General features: G+C 44.8%; 17 protein-coding genes. 1 reads left to right on the top strand and 16 read right to left on the bottom strand.

What is annotated here, in order from left to right:
- Window positions 1–19 precede the first annotated feature (19 nt).
- The 9 genes from BCT34_RS11715 to BCT34_RS11755 form a co-directional block, all read right to left on the bottom strand.
- Window positions 20–1903: a methyl-accepting chemotaxis protein gene (locus BCT34_RS11715; protein ID WP_076654866.1), complete on the bottom strand. Its 1884-nt coding sequence runs from the start codon at window positions 1901–1903 to the stop codon at window positions 20–22.
- A 318-nt stretch (window positions 1904–2221) separates the two neighbouring features.
- Window positions 2222–3793 (bottom strand): BCCT family transporter, encoded by a 1572-nt coding sequence (locus BCT34_RS11720; RefSeq protein WP_017060963.1) that lies wholly within the window; start codon window positions 3791–3793, stop codon window positions 2222–2224.
- Window positions 3794–4064: 271 nt separating this feature from the next.
- Window positions 4065–5663: a BCCT family transporter gene (locus tag BCT34_RS11725; RefSeq protein ID WP_076654865.1), complete on the bottom strand. Its 1599-nt coding sequence runs from the start codon at window positions 5661–5663 to the stop codon at window positions 4065–4067.
- A gap of 169 nt (window positions 5664–5832) precedes the next feature.
- Window positions 5833–6471, bottom strand: coding sequence for a response regulator transcription factor (locus tag BCT34_RS11730; protein ID WP_076654864.1), 639 nt, complete (start codon window positions 6469–6471; stop codon window positions 5833–5835).
- On the bottom strand, window positions 6464–7819 hold the full coding sequence (locus BCT34_RS11735; RefSeq protein WP_076654863.1) for a cache domain-containing protein: 1356 nt from the start codon (window positions 7817–7819) through the stop codon (window positions 6464–6466). Before BCT34_RS11735 ends, BCT34_RS11730 begins: the two co-directional genes overlap by 8 nt.
- Window positions 7820–7923: 104 nt before the next feature.
- A complete protein-coding gene (locus BCT34_RS11740) occupies window positions 7924–9207 on the bottom strand; it encodes a TRAP transporter large permease subunit (RefSeq protein WP_076654862.1) in 1284 nt (427 codons plus the stop codon).
- Between the two features lie 9 nt (window positions 9208–9216).
- On the bottom strand, window positions 9217–9762 hold the full coding sequence (locus BCT34_RS11745; protein WP_017631193.1) for a TRAP transporter small permease subunit: 546 nt from the start codon (window positions 9760–9762) through the stop codon (window positions 9217–9219).
- A 209-nt stretch (window positions 9763–9971) separates the two neighbouring features.
- Entirely contained in the window at window positions 9972–11066 is a 1095-nt protein-coding gene (locus BCT34_RS11750) for a TRAP transporter substrate-binding protein (protein ID WP_017631192.1), read from the bottom strand.
- A gap of 489 nt (window positions 11067–11555) precedes the next feature.
- Window positions 11556–11948, bottom strand: a complete 393-nt coding sequence (locus tag BCT34_RS11755) for a hypothetical protein (RefSeq protein ID WP_004740184.1) — start codon at window positions 11946–11948, stop codon at window positions 11556–11558.
- A gap of 220 nt (window positions 11949–12168) precedes the next feature.
- Here BCT34_RS11755 and BCT34_RS11760 point away from each other — a divergent pair, with 220 nt between their 5' ends.
- Entirely contained in the window at window positions 12169–12969 is an 801-nt protein-coding gene (locus tag BCT34_RS11760; protein ID WP_076654860.1) for a DUF2982 domain-containing protein, read from the top strand.
- Window positions 12970–13080: 111 nt separating this feature from the next.
- Here BCT34_RS11760 and BCT34_RS11765 read toward each other — a convergent pair whose 3' ends face one another.
- The 7 genes from BCT34_RS11765 to BCT34_RS11795 form a co-directional block, all read right to left on the bottom strand.
- Window positions 13081–13734 carry an MBL fold metallo-hydrolase gene (locus BCT34_RS11765; RefSeq protein WP_076654859.1) on the bottom strand — a complete coding sequence of 218 codons (654 nt, stop codon included), beginning with the start codon at window positions 13732–13734 and terminating at the stop codon, window positions 13081–13083.
- 100 nt (window positions 13735–13834) lie between these two features.
- Complete coding sequence (locus BCT34_RS11770) at window positions 13835–14383, bottom strand: YcbK family protein (RefSeq protein ID WP_076654858.1); 549 nt, start codon at window positions 14381–14383, stop codon at window positions 13835–13837.
- A 198-nt stretch (window positions 14384–14581) separates the two neighbouring features.
- Window positions 14582–16120, bottom strand: a complete 1539-nt coding sequence (locus BCT34_RS11775; RefSeq protein WP_076654857.1) for a L,D-transpeptidase family protein — start codon at window positions 16118–16120, stop codon at window positions 14582–14584.
- A gap of 80 nt (window positions 16121–16200) precedes the next feature.
- Window positions 16201–17289 (bottom strand): DUF1513 domain-containing protein, encoded by a 1089-nt coding sequence (locus BCT34_RS11780; protein ID WP_076654856.1) that lies wholly within the window; start codon window positions 17287–17289, stop codon window positions 16201–16203.
- Entirely contained in the window at window positions 17279–18340 is a 1062-nt protein-coding gene (locus BCT34_RS11785; RefSeq protein WP_076654855.1) for an imelysin family protein, read from the bottom strand. The genes BCT34_RS11780 and BCT34_RS11785 overlap by 11 nt, the downstream gene beginning before the upstream one ends.
- Before the next feature lie 176 nt (window positions 18341–18516).
- Window positions 18517–19905, bottom strand: a complete 1389-nt coding sequence (locus BCT34_RS11790; RefSeq protein WP_076654854.1) for a di-heme oxidoredictase family protein — start codon at window positions 19903–19905, stop codon at window positions 18517–18519.
- Window positions 19906–20016: 111 nt separating this feature from the next.
- A complete protein-coding gene (locus BCT34_RS11795; protein WP_076654853.1) occupies window positions 20017–21276 on the bottom strand; it encodes an imelysin family protein in 1260 nt (419 codons plus the stop codon).
- Window positions 21277–21389 lie beyond the last annotated feature (113 nt).

Below are 21389 nucleotides of genomic sequence, written 5' to 3' on the forward strand. Positions count from 1 at the left end.
TCAAATTACGAGTTAGCGCTTACAGCTTGAAGCGGCTGATTTCGCTCTCTAGCTCGTGAGACAGTTCAGACAGCTGAGCAGCTTGCTCTGCCGCTTGGTGTGCTTCGTCAGCTAGCTCGTTAGACACGTCACGGATTCCTTCAGTGTTACGAGTAATCTCCGACGTTACAGACGCTTGCTCTTCTGCAGCAGAAGCAATCTGTGTTGCCATGTCGCTGATGCGTTCAACAGCTGCATGAATTTGCGTTAGGCTCGCTGCCGCTGAGTTAGCGTCATCAACACTGGTTTCAGCAAGCGTACGGCTATCGTTCATGATGTTAACCGCTTTGCCTGTCGTGCCTTGCAGCAATTCGATAGTCTGTTGAATCTCTTGCGTTGAACCGTGTGTACGTTGGCTCAGAACACGAACTTCATCCGCTACTACTGCGAAACCGCGGCCTTGCTCACCGGCACGTGCTGCTTCAATCGCCGCATTAAGTGCAAGTAGGTTCGTTTGTTCAGCGATACCTTGAATGTTCGACAGGATAGCATTGATGCTATTACCGTGCTCTTCAAGTTCTAGAATCACGTTGGTTGCGATTTGAACTTCTTGAGCAAGGTTTTGGATAGAGCTTTGAGTCTGTGTTACTTGACCAGTACCGTGCTCACACGCGCCAACGGCTTCAGATGAGTTCTGTGCAGTGTGGTCTGCATTACCCGCGATCTCTTGTGTTGCTGCAGCCATTTCGTTAACGGCCGTCGCTACCATGTTGATCTCGTCTTGCTGCATTTGGATACGAGCACTACGTTCTTCAGCTTGAGAAGCCGTTTGACGAGCTTGGTTGCCTAGCGCAGCAGATACTTCGCTTAGCTTGATCACCATGGTGTGCATGTTGCCCACAAAACGGTTGAAGTTTTCAGCAAGCTTACCGATTTCGTCGTCACTCTTAGGCTCAAGACGTTGAGTAAGGTCACCCTCACCTGAAGCAATTTCTTCAAGTGCTGCCGAAACGCGGTTTAGGTCGCGGAATAGGAAGCTCACTAACCAAGACACGAGTACGATTACGATTAGGGTAATAACGATAGCAGTGATGATCAGCTGAGTAAGTAGCGTTGAGTGGTTCGCTTCTTCTGTTGCTTTATCCATCTGAACTGCGAAGATCCAGTTAGTGTTAGGTACCTTCGTGAAGTAAAGCAGCTTCTCAGCGCCACGTTCTTTAATGATCTCGATGCTACCGGTACGCACTGCGTTCTCGATGATAGGCATAGAGATATCGTTTGAAAGCTGGCTCACTGGCTTTAAGCTGAGTGCTGAATCTGGATGCGCTAGGAATGTGCCGTCAGAGGCATCAATTAGCATTGCGTAAGCGTTGTCACCCACATCTAGGCTGATTACATCGTTAACCAATTGGTCGATAAGTACGTCCGCACCTACTACGCCAACAAGCTGGCCATTGTGGCGAACAGGTTCTGCGATAGTTACTAACAGTGCTTTAGTGATGGCATCTTGGTAAGCTGTGGTAATGATTTGCTTACCTGCTGCGTTTGCTTCTTGGTACCAAGGACGTTGACGTGGATCGTAATCTGCGCGATTACGTTCAGGGTGTGAACGGTACATTCCGCCTTCTGGAGTACCTAAAAAGATATCGTCAAAGCCACCCGCTACACGAGCTTGCTTAAGGAAAGGAACAACATCACTTTCTCGTGAAAACTCATTAAATGCTGATGCGATATCGGTACGGATATCAATCCAGTTTTTAATACCTTCAGATGCTGCTTCAGATACGCTCTCAGCTCGTAGGTATACGCCATTACGAGTCTGTTCAAATAATTGGTTTGCTGATAACCAAGTCAACGCCGTTGCCATTACGACAACAGCAGATAAGCTTGCACCTATCAACTTCTGTTTAAGTGTTAGTTTCATTCTAAGCTTCACGAGTGGTGGGAAATCCCGCGCATACTACCCAATATGAGTATTAAATTCGAGCAATTTTATAATTTAATAGCGGAATATAATATTAGGCAAACCATTGACTTAGATAATGCCAATTACTTGGCTTTTCGCCAAATTAAAGGCGCTATTTTGAGTGCAATTCAACCGAAATATACAGATCGTCACACTATAAAAATAACCATTCACACAGAAAAATAGACACAAAAAAGGCAGGAGAGTTTCCTCGCCTGCCTTCGTATTATTTATCGTCCAACCGCATATAAAACACGGCTGATTAAGCCATAGGTCTTAGCGCTTTTCTGTACGCATACCCATTAACAAACTCACACACATCAATAATAGAATGATGGTGAATGGCAATGCCGTCGATATTGCGCCCGCTTGCAGAGCCTGTACTGCTTCAGTACCGCCGACCCACAATAGAGCTACAGCAATCGCGCCTTCAAGGAAAGCCCAGAACACACGTTGAGGCACAGGCGTATCAACTTTACCACCAGCAGTAATGCTGTCGATAACTAGAGAGCCTGAGTCAGACGATGTAATGAAGAATACTAGAACCAATACAACCGCAATAATTGATAGCAGAGTACCAAACGGCAGTGCATCAAACATTTGGAACATAGCTAGTGATACATCTGTTAGGCCGTCTTGACCAAGAATACCAACGTTATTCACGATTTGGTCAATCGCCATGCCACCGAATACTGACATCCAGATGATAGTCACTGTAGTCGGTACAATCAGAACTGCTGTGATGAACTCACGAACCGTACGACCTTTAGAAACACGTGCGATAAACATACCTACGAATGGAGACCATGAAATCCACCAAGCCCAGTAGAATACAGTCCAACCGTGCATCCACGTTTCATCTTCACGACCGTGAGGGTTGCTCAGAGGAATGATATTTTCAATGTACGCCATCAATGTAGTTGGGATAGAGCCTAGTGTCACTGCGTAGCCGATTAGAGCCACTAAAATAAGCAGTAAGAAAGCAACCAGCATGTTGATGTTACTGATAACTTTAACGCCACCATCAATACCACGAAGTACTGATACTACCGCCAATAACGTCACCGCTGTAATCACAATAACTTGCAGCCCTAAGCCCGCTTCGATGCCGAATACATGCTGAATACCACTTGCCGCTTGTTGTGCACCAAGACCTAGCGATGTAGCCAGACCAAATAGCGTTGCAAGTACCGCAAGAATATCAACAATGTGACCAGCCCAACCCCAAGCTCTATCACCTAAAATTGGGTAAAAGATAGAACGGATTGAAAGAGGCAAACCCTTGTTGTAAGAGAAAAACGCAAGTGACAGTGCCACTACACCATAAATAGCCCAAGGGTGTAGACCCCAGTGATACATGGTTGCACCCAATGCCAATTTAGCCGCTTCTGGTGTATTTGGTTCAACACCTAACGGAGTTTCAAACCAACCCGTGAAGTAAGCAGCAGGCTCAGCCACACTCCAGAACATCAAGCCGATACCCATACCTGCGGCAAACAGCATCGATAGCCAAGAGAAGAATGAGTAATCTGCCGTCGCATCAACACCACCAAGGCGGATTTTGCCGTATGGAGAAACAATCAAGCCCAAGCAGAAAATTACGAAAATATTACCCGACCAGATGAAAAGCCAATCAAACGAATTGATAATCTGGCCTTTAACGCCATCTAGTGCAGCCTTTGCTGAAGCGGTATCTGTAATAAGAACACCGATCAGGAACAAAGCGATAAGTCCCGCACTGATACCAAATACTGGGTTATGAACATCAAAACCCCATTTTTGGACGTTATCTTGACCGACAGTGTAATCCGTACTGTCGATACTGTATTTATCTATACCTTTAGTCATTATCCCTCTCTACGGAATACTAATAGGGTCTGTTGACCTCGTATCCCTTACTTACCTGTGACTTAATTACAAACTCGAACCTACAATCCAAGTAGTACAAGCTGTTGTCACAATAATTCAAATACTTGGATGTCTGAAGTTTAGCAGGTTAACTTGTTGTTTTCAGTAAAGCAGAATCGGTTCGATTAAATTTCAAACAAAATTCACGTAATTACTCAAGTTTATGCCGAAAAAAAGGCCGACCCCGTCGACCTTTTCATGAAAAATACTTTTAACTCAAAGCACTTTGATGCTTAACCAATTGATTTTCTGTTCGTAAACCTAGCAATAAGCTTAGGCACATAAGCAATAATATGAAGGCAAATGGTAGCGCCATCGATACTGTTCCAGCTTGCAGTGCTTGAATAGATTCAGTACCACCAACCCACAATAGAACCGCTGCAATCGCGCCGCCCATCAACGCCCAAAATACGCGTTGTGGAACAGGTGCATCGACTTTACCACCAGAAGTAATGCTATCGATAACCAATGAACCTGAGTCTGAAGAGGTGATAAAGAACACCATAATCAAACCAATCGAAACTACTGAGAGCACAGAGCTCATTGGCAACGCATCGTAAGTATGGAACAGAGAAAGTGTAATATCTTGCAGACCATTCACACCAATCTCGCCCACCTTGTTCGCTACTTGGTCAATCGCGATGCCACCGAAAATAGCCATCCAAATGATGATGACTGTCGTTGGGATGAACAGCACCGCAACGATAAATTCACGAATCGTACGACCTTTAGATATACGAGCGATAAACATGCCAACGAATGGAGACCAAGACATCCACCATGCCCAATAGAATACGGTCCAACCTTGCATCCAAGTTTCATCATCACGACCATGAGGATTACTTAGAGGAATAAAGTTTTCAATGTAGCCCATTAGTGCGGTTGGGATTGCTTTAATGCCCGCCATGCCACCAGCGATGGTAACAAAAATAAGCAAACCCAAAGCGACCAACATATTGACGTTACTCAGAACCTTCACACCGCCATTGATGCCGCAAACCACTGACATTGTCGCCAAGCAAGTGACCACTGCGATAACAATCAGCTGCATGCCAATACCGCCATCGGTACCAAACACATGGTTAATACCACTTGTTGCTTGTTGAGCACCTAAGCCCAATGAAGTGGCAAGACCAAATAGCGTTGCAAGCACAGCAACGATATCAACAATATGACCAAACCAACCCCAAGTTCTATCGCCCAAGATTGGGTAGAAAATAGAACGGATTGAAAGTGGCAAACCTTTATTGAAGGTAAAGAAGGCAAGCGCTAGAGCAACAACGGCGTAAATAGCCCAGCCGTGAAGACCCCAGTTGTAGATAGTTGCGCCGAGCGCCAACTTAGCCGCTTCAGGTGAGTAAGCTTCGACACCTAATGGCGTTTCATACCAGCCTGTGAAGTAAGCTACAGGTTCAGCGACACCCCAGAACATTAAACCAATACCCATTCCCGCTGCGAATAACATCGACACCCAAGACAGGTTTGAGTGCTCTGCTTTGGCATCATTGCCACCAATACGTATCTTGCCATACGGGGAGACAATGAGGGCAAAACAGAAAATTACGAAGATGTTTGCTGCCCACATGAAGAAACCATCGAAATTACCGATGACTTTCCATTTGATTCCATCAAGCGCCGCTTTTGCGGTTTCTGAATCTGCGACTAGAAGTGCAATCAGGAAGAGAATGATCGCTCCTGCACTGATTCCAAATACTGGGTTATGTACATCAAAACCCCATTTCTGAACGTTATCTTGTCCTACTGTATAATCGGTATTTTCAATACTATACCTATCTTTTACAGGCTCCATGCTTCCTCTCTAATTTGCAGCGCACAGTTTGCAACATTGCATTCGGCACTTAAATTTCGAAAAGAAGAATATCAACCTGTCACAAAAATACTAAAAAAACCTCCGTAAAGGAGGCCTAAATTACACATTTAGTAATTAAATTACACATTTAATGTAATTTAGCGTAAAATCAGTCCACAAGCCCGGAGTTGACCGCGTACTTAGCAAGCTCTGCTGTAGAGTGAATATCGAGCTTATGCTTAATATTTTGTCGATGGGTTTCTACCGTTCGATAGCTGATATTCAGTGCCTTCGCGACTTCTTTACTGCTCTCCCCTTTTGCGACTAATTTCAGCACCGCTTCTTCACGTCTACTCAATGGATTCTTAACGGACGGCGTTGGAGTAATCGGCTGAGTAAACAAATTCTGCGTTACTTTTTCACAGAAATAGGTCGAGCCTTGATTGACCGTTTTGATTGCCTGCACCATTTTTTCAGCCGAGATCTCTTTCAACATGTAGCCGACTGCACCCGACTGCATCACCTTCATGATGTATTCACGGTTGTTATGCATGGTCAGCATCAACACCTTAGCTTCAGGGTCTTCTTCTTTAATCAAGTGGGTCGCATCAATACCATTCATGATCGGCATGCTGATATCCATCAACACCACATCAGGGTGCAGAGTCTTAACTATCTCTACCGCTTCTAGCCCATTGCTAGCCGTACCTATCACGCTAATATCTGGCTCGAGTTCCAATCTCGCCATAAAGCCATCCAGTACCACTTGGTGATCGTCAGCGATCACAACTCGAATAACTTCACTCATTCATTAATCCCTCTAGTGTCAGTAACACCGTAATTTCCGTTCCGAGGCCAATCTCACTCATCAGTTCAAAATCACCGCCGATGAACTCCACTCGCTCTCTCATGTTCCGCAGCCCGATCCCTCGTTTTTCCATCGCTTTATAGGTGTTGAAACCGACACCATTATCTTGAATCAGTAATTGCAGTACATTGCCAATTTGCTGCGCGATAACCCTTACTTTGGTCGCTTGTGCGTGTTTCTCTATGTTATTCAATGACTCTTGCACCACTCGATACAAGGTTGTCGCGGCTTCAGATTTCAACTTACCCTGTTGAGTACTAAACAAGGTTTCCACCTCAATACCCGAGTGCGCCTGAAAATCTAACAACAAGGAAGACAATGCAGCTTCTAAGCCTATGTCATCCAATGAACTTGGCCGAAGTTGATGCGAGATATGCCTCACTTCTTCTATCGCCCGCATCAGTGAATGCTGCGATTTATTCAAATGTGCTTTAAGGTCTTCATTTTGCAGCTTATTACCGAGCAGTTCTAAGTGGCAACGACTCGACACTAATAATTGGTTAATACCATCATGTAACTCACGTGCGAGATGCTTCTTCTCGTCTTCTTGGAACATCACCGTCTTATGCGCCAGCTCCTTCAAGTTGTTATCCGCGATCCTGTGTTCATGCATATTAATGGCCAAGGTCAGCACGATAATGACCGCAACCGTCACGCTCAGAATCACCACAATCGAAAAGAACGTGGTTTCAATATTCTTGTTAATTGCAGCCTGCATCGATGCTACTTCTTGATGGACGTCTTCAATATATAAGCCAGTGCCAATCATCCAGTCCCATCGCTCTAACCATGCGGCATAACTCAGCTTAGACACCACCTCGCCCGTCGAAGGCTTTTGCCACAAATACTGGTGAAATCCACCTCCGGTTTGCGCCTCTCTTAAGAGAGCTTCTATCAGAAAGTCGCCATCTTCATCTTGCAGTTGGAGTAAATTTTGACCAATCAATTCGGGTTGTATTGGATGAACCAAGTTGGTCCCGTGGCGGTCGTATGCAAAGAAATAACCATCAGAACCATATCTAAGTTTAGACAATATGGTTCGAACTTCTTTTTTGGCTTGGGCTTCTTGGATATTGGGGTCGTTATAAACGTGTTCTATGGCATCGAACGCCAGATCAACCGTGTCTTTGAGGGCGTTTTCACGCGACTTGATTAAGCTGTCTCTAAAGATCTCAACTTCTTTAGCGCCTAACGTCTTGGTCTGGTGCAGCGAGATCCAGCTAATACTCGCCGTTACGAGCAGCAACGGGAGCAATGTCAGCAAAATCAGTTTGGCTTTTAGAGGCATTCCTTTCCCTCACAAAAAACGGCTTACTGAACATCAATAAGCCGTTTTACTTTATCAAGTTATGGATAGCCGTTGAAACATATCATTCACATTCTTGGCTTCACTCACATTCCATAGAAAGAAGGGAAAGCGAGAAGTGATCCAAGTACGAGGATTTGAATCAGAATGAATGGCATCACACCGCGGTAGATATCTTTCGTTGTAACGCCTTTTGGTGCCACGCCTTTTAGGTAAAACAGGCTAAAACCAAATGGCGGCGTTAAGAATGAGGTTTGTAGGTTCATCGCAATAAGGATAGCGAACCAAGTCATGTTGATGCCCATCAGTTCAGCAACAGGCGCAATGATCGGAACGATGATGAAACAGATTTCAACAAAGTCGATGAAGAAACCAAGAATCAGAATCACCAACATAGTAATGATCAAGAAGCCCCATTTCTCACCTGGCAACTGCAGCATCCACTCTTCAACCAGATAATCACCGCCAGTATAAGTAAACGCCATCGAGAATGCCGTGGCACCAAGCAAGATAGCAAATACCATTGCCGTGACTTTCACCGTTTCTTTGGACGCTTCATACACCATCGACCAGCTGAATTGACCGTACAGCAAAGCAAGTACCATAGCACCCGCACCACCTAATGCAGCAGACTCTGTTGGCGTAGCAACACCCGCAAAGATTGAACCCAGCACGACAATGATTAGCGCTAAAGGTGGAAGAATCGCTTTTAGTGCATTAAACACTTCTTGTTTGCGGCTGATTGAATCGTCACGCTCAATTGGCTGAGCCGCTTCAGGGTGCAGTTTTGCGTATATCAGGATATAGACAATGTAAGCGCCGACTAGCATCACGCCCGGCCAAATCGCTGCTTGGAACAAGTCCCCTACAGGCACACCCAATACGTCACCCAACAGAATCAATACGATGGATGGCGGAATGATTTGCCCTAACGTACCAGACGCACAGATAGTGCCGCACGCTAAGCCCTTGTCGTAGTTGTACTTGAGCATAACTGGCAAAGAGATAAGTCCCATTGCAACCACAGAAGCACCAACCACGCCGGTTGAAGCAGCAAGCAGAGAACCTACTAACACGGTTGAAATTGCGATACCACCACGAACTCCACCAAACAGTCGTCCCATAGACTCAAGCAACTGTTCGGCAAGCTTAGTCTTTTGCAGAACAAGCCCCATGAAAACAAACAATGGAACGGCCATCAGCACCGTGTTTTCCATGATTGATTGAATTCGATATGGCATGAAGGCAAACATTTCGATGCCCTCAGCCCAAACACCAAAGATTAACGCAATACCACCAAAGGTGAACGCTACAGGGAAGCCAAGTAAAAGTGCAAACAAGGCTACGAAAAACATTACTATTCCAATCATGTTCAGCCTCTACTTGTTTTTTGTATGAAGATTGTTGGCATGGATAAGGTGGGGATTAAAAATCTTGTTCAGTGAATGCAAGATCAAGCCCACGCCACTCAGTGCCATTAAGAAGAATGACAATGGGATCATAGCTTTGATGATCCAGCGATATGGCAAGCCACCTGGGTCACCCGAGGTTTCGCCAAGATCATAGCTCTCTTTGGCAACATCAATACCAAACCAAGCGACTAACAAACAGAAAGGCATCAGAAAAATCAGTGTGCCGAGCAGGTCAATAATAGCTTGCGCCTTAAAACTCAGTTGCTCGTAGAACACATCCACTCGAACATGGCCACCAGCCTTGATGGCATAAGGAACACCTAACAGGAAAACGGCTGAAAAAAGATGCCATTCCATCTCTTGGAAGGCGATTGAGACATCATTGAAGGCATATCTCATGACAACGTCATACACAACGTTAGCGATAAGTAGAATAAACAACATACTGGAAAGCCATCCCAGAGCATCACCGATACGATTAAACAGGCGTTCAATATAAATTAGACTTCGCATTCCCGACTCCATGGAATTTGAAAAGACATCGCGCAGTACAGCTAACCCAACTAAAAACGATTCAGTTTATAGCTAACAATAGGCACAACGTAGAAAGGGTTCTTGGGCATTTAATTATTATGGTTAAAATGAACCCGCCGCTTAGTCACTCTTAGTTTCCTAACAAGAAAAGCTTTGGGTTCATTTAGCTTCAGTTCAACAACTGTCGATTATTTCGCTTGGCTATTTAGATAAGCTCTGTGTGAAATATCCGTCCATGAACGTACTTGCTCCAGGTAGTTAGCTTGAGAAGCTTGAATCTCTTTTGCCAACTCATCTTTCTCAGCATGTGCAGCAAGTAGGCGATCGTTCGCTTCTTTCAGTGCCGACATTACTTCAGGCGGGAAATCTTTCACTTGTACATCTGGGTATTCTGTTTTCATTGAAACCCAGTTCTTGCCACTTTCGTGCGTTGCTTGTGTGTACATGTCGTAAGCTGCTGTACGCATTGCAACACGCAAGATCTCTTGCAGGTCTTCAGGAAGCTTGTTCCATGTGCGCTTGTTCACTAGGAATTGAAGCTCTGAACCCGGCTCGTGCCAACCTGTGTAGTAGTACGGCGCAATTTTGTGGAAACCCATACGTAAATCAAGTGAAGGACCTACCCACTCTAAGGCGTCGATTGTGCGGCGCTCCAAAGACGTGTAAAGCTCACCTGGGGCAATGTTCGTCGGTTTAGCACCAAGCTCAGCTAGGATTTCACCCGCAAAGCCAGGGATTCGCATTTTCAGACCTTGTAGATCTTCAACGCTGTTGATCTCTTTTTGAAACCAACCACCCATCTGAATATCCGTGTTACCACCAGGGAAAGACATCAAGTTGTGCGGAGAGTAAACCTGCTCCATCAACTCCATACCACCACCGTGATAGAACCAAGCGTATTGTTCTGCTGGCGTCATACCGAAAGGCATAGAAGTGAAGTAAAGCGTGTTTGGAACTTTACCTTTCCAGTAGTAAGAGCCAGAGTGACCCATGTCGTATTGACCAGACTTAACCATGTCAAAAACGCCAAGAGGTGCTTTGTGTTTGTTTGCTGAATCGATTCTGATTTGCAGTCGACCATTCGACATCTTCTCAGCCATCGCTGCCATGTTTTTGGTTGCATCACCGAAAACTGGGAAGTTTGGTCCCCATGTTTCCGCAAGTTTTAAACGGTAAACCTTATCAGCGGCTGTAGCACCAGTAGCGACCAAAGCTAAACAAGCCGCAGCGGTTACTGCAACGTTCTTAAAAACTCGTGTGAGGGAGTTAGAAATGAGACTCATGTTCACGTCCTTTGTTGGGTTAACACTCTTTCTATGAGCATTTTTAATGATTCAACATAAGAGTGCACCGTGATGAGGCAACAAGATATCAGGGTGAGCACGCACGACGGATGCGTACAAACTGCGTATTAGACCAAAGAATTACGTAGAACTACGTAGGAGATAGTCTATTGATGTCGATTTTAAAGGATTAAGCTCATTCACTAGGAAAATACTTATTGATAAATACCTAAGTATTATTAATTAAATACTGTTAACAATTGATTGCCATTTCGTGATGCAGCTCTATTGATGACTGCGTTTTTGCCATTGATACGCCCTACTTTAGTGCTTGCCGATGAGAAACAGAGCCAAGTATTACCATGATTAAGTGAAGCGGAAATCTTAAAGAATAAGGGTGAAATTATATTTAGCATTATCTTTCAGGTACAAAAAAGCCTCGATAATCGAGGCTTAAAAACTTAACGAAGCGAATGTAATCCCACAGGATTAGATAGCTTTGTAGATAACCTTGTTACCTGCTAGCTGCTCTTTCGCTACTAGGTTTTCTTCAAGAAGTTTTTTCAATGCGCCTGTTGCCCATGAAGCTGCTTTCGCGTCTTCTTGACCAGCTGCTAGGCCGATACCTTTAGGGTTAATGCCTTCAGCATTGCTAACAACGATGTCTAGAACTTGTTGTTGCTTAGGAGTCAGTGCTACTGCAACTTCTTTAGTTGCTGCTACTGTTTTCTCTACCGCTGGTTTTGCTGCTACAGTTTTTTCTGCTACAACTTTCTCTGCGACAGGCTTCGCTTTTTTCGGCGTTGCCACTGCTTTAACTACAGCCGCTTTAGTGCGTTTCTGCAGTTTAGCCTGCACCTTACGCTTATGAGCAAGTCTCATTGAATATTTCTCCAGTTCACTGCTCTTTTCGCAGTGGTGAAAATTTGAAGCGCGATTTATACCAAAAAATAGGAGCTATTTGTAGAGTGAAGCGCCGAAAGTCGACGAAAAATACCGATATTGTCTACTAGCGTCTATTATTTAAACATCGACTTATCAATTCAGGGTCATATACACTGGTTATCCATCCAGACAAAAATATGAAAACTTGGTGTTGCCTATGGACACTCGTCATCTTACTAATTTCTCTTTGCCTTCTTTCACTCGTTCGTACCGTATTCTCGCCGTTATTCTAGGCTTCATTTGCTTAATCGTTGCGCTATACAGTGACAATCCAAAGTTACTGATCGTAGGTCCTTTTTGCAGTATTGCCCTTCTCGGAACCGGTTATTATTTGATGCTGCGCAGCCGAGTGATGTTCACACTCACCCCGACTCATTTTCAGCAGCATTTCTATAAAGGTGGCTGGGTTTTAAAATGGAGCAACATCCAAAAGATTGGTCTTTGTACTTATGAACAAGATGGTTGGCATCAGCCCTTACCTTGGATCGGAATTAAGGTAAAAGAGTACTCACCATACCTAGATTCGATCTGCCCTAAAATCACTTGTGAATTATTACTAAGCCAACGAGCACTTTTATACTTAGGAGCCAAACAGGCGGGAAAAGAGTCGAACTTTGAAGATATGGTTCTCGATTCATCACATTACTACGCACGTTGCACTGAGAGTGGCTGTGTGGAACTGAGCCAATACAAAGAGTCGCAGAATACCGACGACGTTGATTTCAGCGATAACCAATCACAGAGCAGCCTTGATTCGTCTAATGAAACAAACAGTCAAAACGCAGTCATTAAGGACTATTCTGGATTACAGGCGATGCTTGCCAATAGGATGAAGTATCAAAGAGGTTTCCATGGTTATGATATTTTCATATCAACTCATGATTTGAATATTAGTGGAGAAGAGTTTGTGGGATTGGCTCGACGCTACTTGGCTGCCTCTGAGCGTCTTTCGGATTAAGGCTTACCAATAAGTTTTCATGCAATAAAAAAGCTTAGCTTTCAAAAGAAAAACTAAGCTTCATTTTCAATCAATCGACACGAATAATCGGGCGGTTAATCAAAGGGTTAATTAGTATAGAGGCATTTCATCTGCGACGAACGGGTTCGATACGCGCTCACGACCGAATGTTGATTCTGGACCATGACCCGGGACGAATGTTACGTCGCTGCCTAGTGGCCAAAGCTTAGTCTTGATTGAAGCAATAAGCGTGTTGAAATCACCTTGTGGGAAGTCAGTTCGGCCAATTGCGCCATTGAACAACACGTCACCCACAAATGCTAAACGAGCTTGATCGCTGAACAGTACAACGTGACCTGGAGTATGACCCGGCGTATGAATCACATCGATAACTTGATTACCAAAAGTGACTTTATCGCCCTCTTCTAACCAAGTGTTTGGTTCAAACGCTTTACACAGTGGAAACCCAAACATCTGGCTTTGATTTTCTAAACCTTGCAGCCAGAAATTGTCTGCCTTATGTGGGCCAACAATCTCAACGTTCAGCATCTCTGCAAGTGGCACTGTACCGCCAACATGATCTAAGTGACCATGAGTCAGCACCAAGTTCACAACCTTAACACCCAACTCTTCGATAATTGCGGCTAGCTGTTGGATGTCGCCACCTGGATCGACAACGATGCCTTCCATGGTTTCATCACACCACACAATCGAGCAGTTTTGAGCGAAAGAGGTAACAGGTACAACTTGATACTTAAGAGACATATACAAACCTTAGAGGGCAAACTGAAATTTGGGCAAACTATGACATTGGATGTCTACTTTGACAAGTGCCTACGGTATCACTCAATAACTAAGCTTAGCTCTACCAGCTGCGGACTGGGCCTGTATCAATATGGATAAAGTTGCTACGCGCATAATAACCGACACCACCCGCGTTCAGGCTTTTAGCTACGTCTCTCAGCTCTTTCAGATCAACGCCATCGATACGGAAATCGATCGCTTTGCCTAGCATGTGGTAACTCTTTTTAGCCACACCGCTCGAATTAGAGCGAAGTGCTTCATTGGTTGCCGGAGAACGATAGCCAGAGATCACCTGAACTTCTTTTTGTATACCCAAAATATTTTGAATTTGAGTGATCTGGTCAAACAAATTTTTATCCATTGGGTGGATTTCATTGCGACGGAAATCGCGGCATAGTTTGCTCAGACGTGCCATCTCGTCACCAACGTAGTTAGTGCCATCGAAATAACAAGTCTCTAATCGTTCACCAGTGTGAAGATTGTTCATGCTAATCGTTCTTGGTTGATCAGGGTATGAAGCAAAAGCGATAGAAGGAGTAAGTGAGGCGACAACAGCAGTACCACCAGCGTAAGTCAGAAACTGACGGCGTGAAAATAAACTTTGAGACATACAGCAAAAAAACCAATTAGATCGAACGAAAAATGCACGATACATAATGGAATTTGCTGCGTCAACGTACAAAAACCGCGCAAAACGTTAGTATTTGTAACCTTTGTACGGTTAGTTATTGATACTCATTATAATTTTATCAATAGAAGCTTGGTTGTCATTTTTTGGTCAAGATCACCTTTATTGGTCGTAGTTTGATCAACCGCCCTCTTTGTCATATTGGTAGATGTCACCACGATACTGAATGCCTTCTTCTTCAAACAACACGGTTTGATAGATGATGTGCACTGGGATTCGTTTCTTAAGTCGGACCTTGGTGTTCGGAGCAAGGTCACCATTTTGCTTCGGTACTTTTCTTACCTTAGTGGCAAATAACAACTCAGCCAGTTCCTCTGCATGCTCAACGCGTATGCAACCTGAGCTATAAGCGCGGAAGTCGTCATTAAACAGGCCTTTACTTGGTGTGTCGTGGAGATAAATCGCACGCTTGTTAGGCGTATTGAACTTGTACAATCCAAGTGCGTTGCGCGAACCTGCCTGCTGACGCATACGATATGGGAAAGAATTGAAGTTGATGGTCTGCCAATCGATCTCAGTTGTGTCGACGGTTTCCATTGAACGCCAACCATCGATCACTTGGAAATTGTGTGTTTCAAGGTAGCTTTCATCGGCTTTGACCTTAGGTAGGATGTCTTTGACCATGATTTTCCATGGCACGTTCCAAGTCGGGTTTAAGATGACTGAATCTAGGTTGATCTCTAAAAGCGGCGTTTTTCTCGACTTTCTTCCGACCACAACTTTCGACTCAAACACCTCTTCGCCATCTTCCCAATACTTCATGTCAAAGCTAGGTACATTAACGACAATGAGAGAGTCTCGGTCTGTTGGCCACAAGCGAACGCGTTCAGCATTCAGAGCCAAAGACTTCAACCGATCATCAAAACTCATATTGATCCATTTGATCGTGTCTGGCCCAATAATCCCATCATCTGTAAGACCATGCATTCGTTGGAAAGATTTAATTGCCGTTTTCAAATCTCGATCAAACTCAGGGAAATCGACCGCAATCATCGAGGTATCAACACCTACGAGTGCAATACGCTCAATCAGAGTCGTTTTGTCTGAGAGCATATCCCCCAAGCGTTTCAAGCCTTTCTGTCGGTATCGCTCGATATTGAGTTCAGAGGCGCTTTCCAACACGGAATAGGTTGCCTTGAATTGATCGAAATCCCCAACAGGCGGCGCGTAAGACAACACCATCTCCAATAAGTAATCATTGGCGACGCTGCTTTTCAGTCTCATCAGAATATGCGGAGAAGGCGGTGGCAACTTGGAATGCAGCTTACCCGAGAAGTACCACTCTTTGCCGGCCAGTGGCGCATTTTCAACGTAGCTGAGGTAGTAGATAAAGGTATCTGTTAATAAGATGTCTAACTCTTGCCATTGGCGGCGAGATTGATACTGGCGGATTTGCTTAATTTGTCGTTCGAAAAGCGGTGCCATTTGCGCTTGTTCGAGAAGCGACAATTGGAATTCAAACGCTTTGACTAACTCAGGTGAATCCCAAAGGATAGGAAGAGAAGTGTCTTGATAGATACTCTGTGTCAGCTCTGGATAGATAAGCATGAAAGAGAGCTCTGAATCGGCCGGTATAAATCGACCCTCGTCAGAACTCGTATAGCCCCATGCATGCACAGAGACTAACACTAATAAACCACAGAAGTATCTCGCTAACATGCCTTACTCCATCACCACCAATCTCATAAGTATGGCAAAGAAATAGGAGTAAGCATGTTATTTTTACGTGACGTTATAAATCAGATAGAACTCCAATGGTTATCCCACTGGACCGATGATTGCTGAGTTGATTTCTCATAAGGCTTACGCTGACTAACCACACTGCCCGCCCCAGAACTTAATCGAAACTCGCCATCAAGTAGCACAGCACCAGAGGCATCCGACAATGCAGAGAGTTCCACTAACTCTTTACTCTCTTTGGACCAAATACCATAGCAATTTCCTCTTGGCGAGGTCGCGATAATCCAATCATCTGACGCCGCGATGCTGGCGATGTAGTGATTAAATCGAGCCCATTGCTCCGGCTCTGCGTTCAGTGATTCAAACTGCCCACCTTTGGTATGCATAGCTAAAAGTGAAGGATACTCATCAGGCTCACCACGATATTGTTGGCCACAAAGTACGGTTTCAGCGCCATCATGAGCTAAGTGTCGAATGCTCAGCTTCTTGTCTAGTAATTCAACCTGATCAAGCAGCACGCCGTCGGGAGAAACATAGCTCAAACTCGGTTGCATTGAATCCAAATTTTTCGGTGTTCGTCCATCAGTATGAACGCCACCAACGCCAATCGCGAGATTGCCATCAGGCATAATAATCACTTCATGAGGACCAATACCGAAACCTGTGAACTCCTCAACCTTACGATAGCCTTGCGCGACATCATAAACACCAATCACGCCTTGGCTGGTGTCCGTTTTTCCTTCGGTCGCATACAGTAACTTGCCATCTAGCGAATAAACGCCATGACCATAGAAGTGGCGGTTGTTACCTTTCACCACCATTTTTATTTGCTGACCATTTTTATAGTCAAACACCATAAAATAATCACCAGGGCGACGGGCAAACACCACCGCATGTGATGATGTTGGGCAAATAGCAACGCCATGACCACGAGCAGGGATAGGCAACTGACTCAATGACATACCAAATTCGTCAGCCACAACTGCAGAGTATTGACCACGACCGTTTAGTGCACAACCAATCAGCTGAGGTTCATTAGATGTACTCAAATCACCGGAGCGACTCGCACACCCAAATGGAAGTAATGGAACAGCTGCACAACCCAGTGCAGCCTTGAGTAACGTTCTTCGTGTAGTATCAGTCACCATCGGTAGCATTGAATCCTATTACCACGCCAAGCTCTATCGCCACTTCTTCATGAATCAGATACTTCAAACGTTCGAGTTTGTTGTATTGCGTCAGCACATCGCGGTAACCCTCTTTGCTCTGCAGTAGAGTAAACAAGCTAGAATCGGTCGGCCAAGTATCTAACGTTAGTGTGAACTGAGCAGCAACACGATCGGCAAGGTCATTTAAGCCCTTCTCTCTCAATAAACCATCAAGACCATTGTCATCGGCTAGGTACAGTTGCTCTAGCGCCGCTACGTTAGCTTTCAACTGAGTCATTGAGGTTTGAGCACGCCATGATTCTGAGAAATAAGGGCGTGGATGACCAATTTTTGCCATTGGTCGGCTCAGCTTCTTCATGCTGTAATCAAGTTGGTTAGTCAGTAAAGCGATGTATTCAGATTCCCAACGCATCTCGTCTAGCGCTAACCAAGGATTAACCTGCCAAGCCTCTGCAATAGAGGCCGATTTCATTGCCAAGTTTTGTGCGATAGCTTGTGATGATAGACATCCTAGCGCTTTGTCTTGAAGCAGTGGCGATTGCTCGTCATAAAGCAACCATTCCAACGCGCCTAGCCCTTGAACTGTCACACTTTGTTGCGCAATTTCATCTTGAGACCAAGTTTTACCCTGCTGGGTGAGCTGGCGCATTTTTAGGCCAGTTGTGTTCTTTTTGTCTGGCCAGAATTGAACATTCCAGCTCTCTTCAAGTGCAGCTGTAGGGCCTCTTTCTTGGCCTTGCAGTGCCATCCAACTGTTCATGGTGAGCTGCCACTGATTTTTCAAAGCGTCTAACTCAACATCATTGGTTTGGCAGTAACTCTGCATCAAGACTTCTAGCTCGTTGGCCTGCTTGGCGAATAGCACCGCAGAATCAAACTCCTGCTGATAAACACTGCTACTAATATGACTCGTTGTGTCTGCTTGGTAAGAGACACCGTTAACCTCAGATGAAGCGGCTTGCTCACCCGATGATTGACAGCCTGCTATGACTAATACCGATAAAGGCATTAACAAAAATTTATGTGCCATGCTGTTACCTTACTTCCTAATTTTTCTTTTAATTATATGAGTTCATTAAATACGAAACGACCGCTGACCTCGTATTCCTACAAGTTCAGCGGTAATGTGCTTTTGGCTAACTTATTCTTGGGGTTAGCTCGCTCTTTAAGTTAACAGGGGAGTTGAACCTCTACATCTCAGCCCGACTACAAAGAATTCAAAAATGCCAGTAGTGCTTCGCGTTCACTGCTACTCAAAGCTAATACTTTTTGTTTTGCCATTTCCGCTTCACCGCCATGCCAAAGCACCGCTTCCATAACATTTCTTGCACGACCATCATGCAGTAAGAACGTATGACCATTCACTTCTTTGGTATAGCCTAATCCCCACAATGGCGTGGTTCGCCACTCGCGTCCATTCGCTAGATACTCTGGGCGATTGTCGGCTAAGCCTTCACCCATATCGTGCAGTAACATATCGGTATATGGGCTGATTAGCTGTTTAGACAACGCAGGTAAGCCTTCACGTTCTGCTGTGCGAATTTCAGCTTGGTGGCAACTTTGGCAACCAATCTCTTTGAACAGTTTTTTACCTTGAACAACCTCAGGATCATCGACATTACGACGAATAGGTACCGCGAGATGCTGCGAATAGAACTCAACAAAATCTAAAATGTTGTCGCTAACTTCTGGTTCGCCACCATTAGGGAAGTCATCACAGGTTGATTGCGCAGATGTGCAGTTTTCATTCGGGAACAAGCTACTTGTTAAGCCCAAATCACCGTTAAACGCTGCCGCATTTTGCTGCATTAGATTTGGCTGCCCAGCTTTCCAACCGAAACGACCCAGTGCCATTTCGTTTGTTCGAACATCAAGAACGTAATTGGCTTTGCCTGATACGCCTTTCTTGTCTGCCAATTGCTGCTCTGCAAATCCAAGAATCGTTTCTTGCGGAATACTTTCGAGCAAACCAAGACCGATCATTGGTGGTGCAACACGAGCTGAAAATTCAGTTTTAGGGTGCATCTCACCGAAAGCGAGTTCCGTGATTTTTAAAGTAGGTTTACGCAGAGTAACAACCGTGCCGTCTTTGAATTCAACAGGAACATCAGTGTAGCTGATGTTCACTTTACCCTCAGGCTTAACACCTTGAAGTGCGAAATCTTGTAGCTGACCTCCGTAAGTTGGTTCAGGAATGCCGCCATCTCGAATGAATGCCTGTCTTTGTTCTGGCGTTTCAGCCGGAATACTCAAACGAACCAACATGGATACTGCGTTCTCATCGCCTTTTTCTGGCGCGTGGCCACGACCATCTTTGATGTGGCAATTTTGACAGCCGTTGGTGTTAAACAGTGGTCCTAATCCATCACGAGCATCAGTTGATGACGGTGCTGGAACCCAAGGGTTTCTAAAAAAGCTGTTACCCACGCTGAAATCTAAGCGTTTGCTCATTGGTAGGTTGGCTGCGGGAAGAGAAAAAGCGTTCGCTCCCTCTTTCTTCACGGTCGTTTTACCACCAGAGTAGGTTTCATGGGCGTGTAATGGAGATACGAAAAACAGTGCGGTTAATAGTGAGGCTGAGAGATACGACTTCATACATTGCCTTGCTGTGTTTTTGATTTTAGTTTTTATGTGGGAGTGACTTTCTTGAGTAACAAACAATTAAGGGCTCAATGAGAGCCCTTACATAGTTTTGGTCTCGGGTTCTTAGAACTCGTGATCAGCCGTGTCTGGATTTAGGCTATCAATGCCAATCACACCCGCAGCACGCTCAATTGCAGCTGTTTGAGACACTAGCGCAACAATTGTTTTGTTTACTAGCGCGTTACCTGCAGCGTTATCAGCAGCGATTAGCTGATCGAAGTGCTGGTTATTTTTCTCTGCAGACGTTACTAACTCGCCTACTTGTGCACGTGCTAAGTCAAACTGCTTTTGGATCTCTTTCGCAGCTTGCTCATCTTTTTGCTCTACCAGGTCAAACAGGCTTGGACCTGAAAGTAGAGTACCGTCTTCACGCTTGTATAGACCCGTGTAAACGTTGTAGATGCCTTGCTCGTTGTAGTAGTGAGAGTTATGCGTGTTGTCAGAGAAACAATCGTGCTCATCTTCAGTTGAGTTCGCTTCTAGTGCAACCTTCATACGCTCGCCCGCTAGCTCACCTAGAGACAGTGAACCCATGCCGAATAGCATTTTACGTAGGCCGTTCTCGCTAGACTCAGAAAGAAGCTCTTGACGATAGTTGCCTTTCTCACCTTCAGCCCACTGTTTTTCCATCCACTCTAAGTCTTGGATAAGTAGTTCAGCTGATGCTTTTAGGTATGCGCCACGACGGTCACAGTTGCCGTTAGTACACTCAGCGCCAACAACGAAATCAGTGTAAGCACGCTCACCTGCACCTGCGTTTGTGCCGTTTAGATCTTGGCCCCAAAGTAGGAATTCAATCGCGTGGTAACCAGATGCAACGTTCGCTTCAGAACCGCCGATCTCGTTTAAGTCTGCGATTAGCTCAGGGGTGATGTTCGTTGCATCAACGGTAGTCTGGCCAATTTGGAAAGTCTTATTCGCCACGATGTTTGCGCTAGCGCCTTCGTTGCCAAGCTCATATTGGTAATCAGAAGATACATAGTCAATCAGGCCTTCATCTAGTGGCCATGCGTTTAGTTGGCCTTCCCAATCATCAACAACAGCGTTGCCGAAGCGGAATACTTCTGATTGTTGGTAAGGAACACGAGACTCAAGCCAAGCTTGTTTTACTTGTTCAAAGTTGCCAGCAGAAGGAGAAGCTAAGAAGGTATCAATAGAAGAGTTCAACGCTTTTGCTGTAATTACTGAGTCTGCAAACACTGCATGTGCAATATCTGCGTAATGTTCTACAACTTGATCTTGAGTTACTGCTGCGAAAGAAGAAGCAGAGGCAAAAATGAGTGACGAAGTTACGGCTTTTGTCACTAAAGATTTAATGGTCATGAAGCATCCTTGTTGAGCTTTAAATTATTATTCGTAGTAATAGTGCAAACCATTATCATTTACACTACGAATTTGAATAATACAAACTTACAATTTTATTGCAAGATAAATAC

This window comes from Vibrio sp. 10N.261.45.E2 (genome assembly GCF_002875705.1).
Taxonomy (GTDB): Bacteria; Pseudomonadota; Gammaproteobacteria; order Enterobacterales; family Vibrionaceae; genus Vibrio.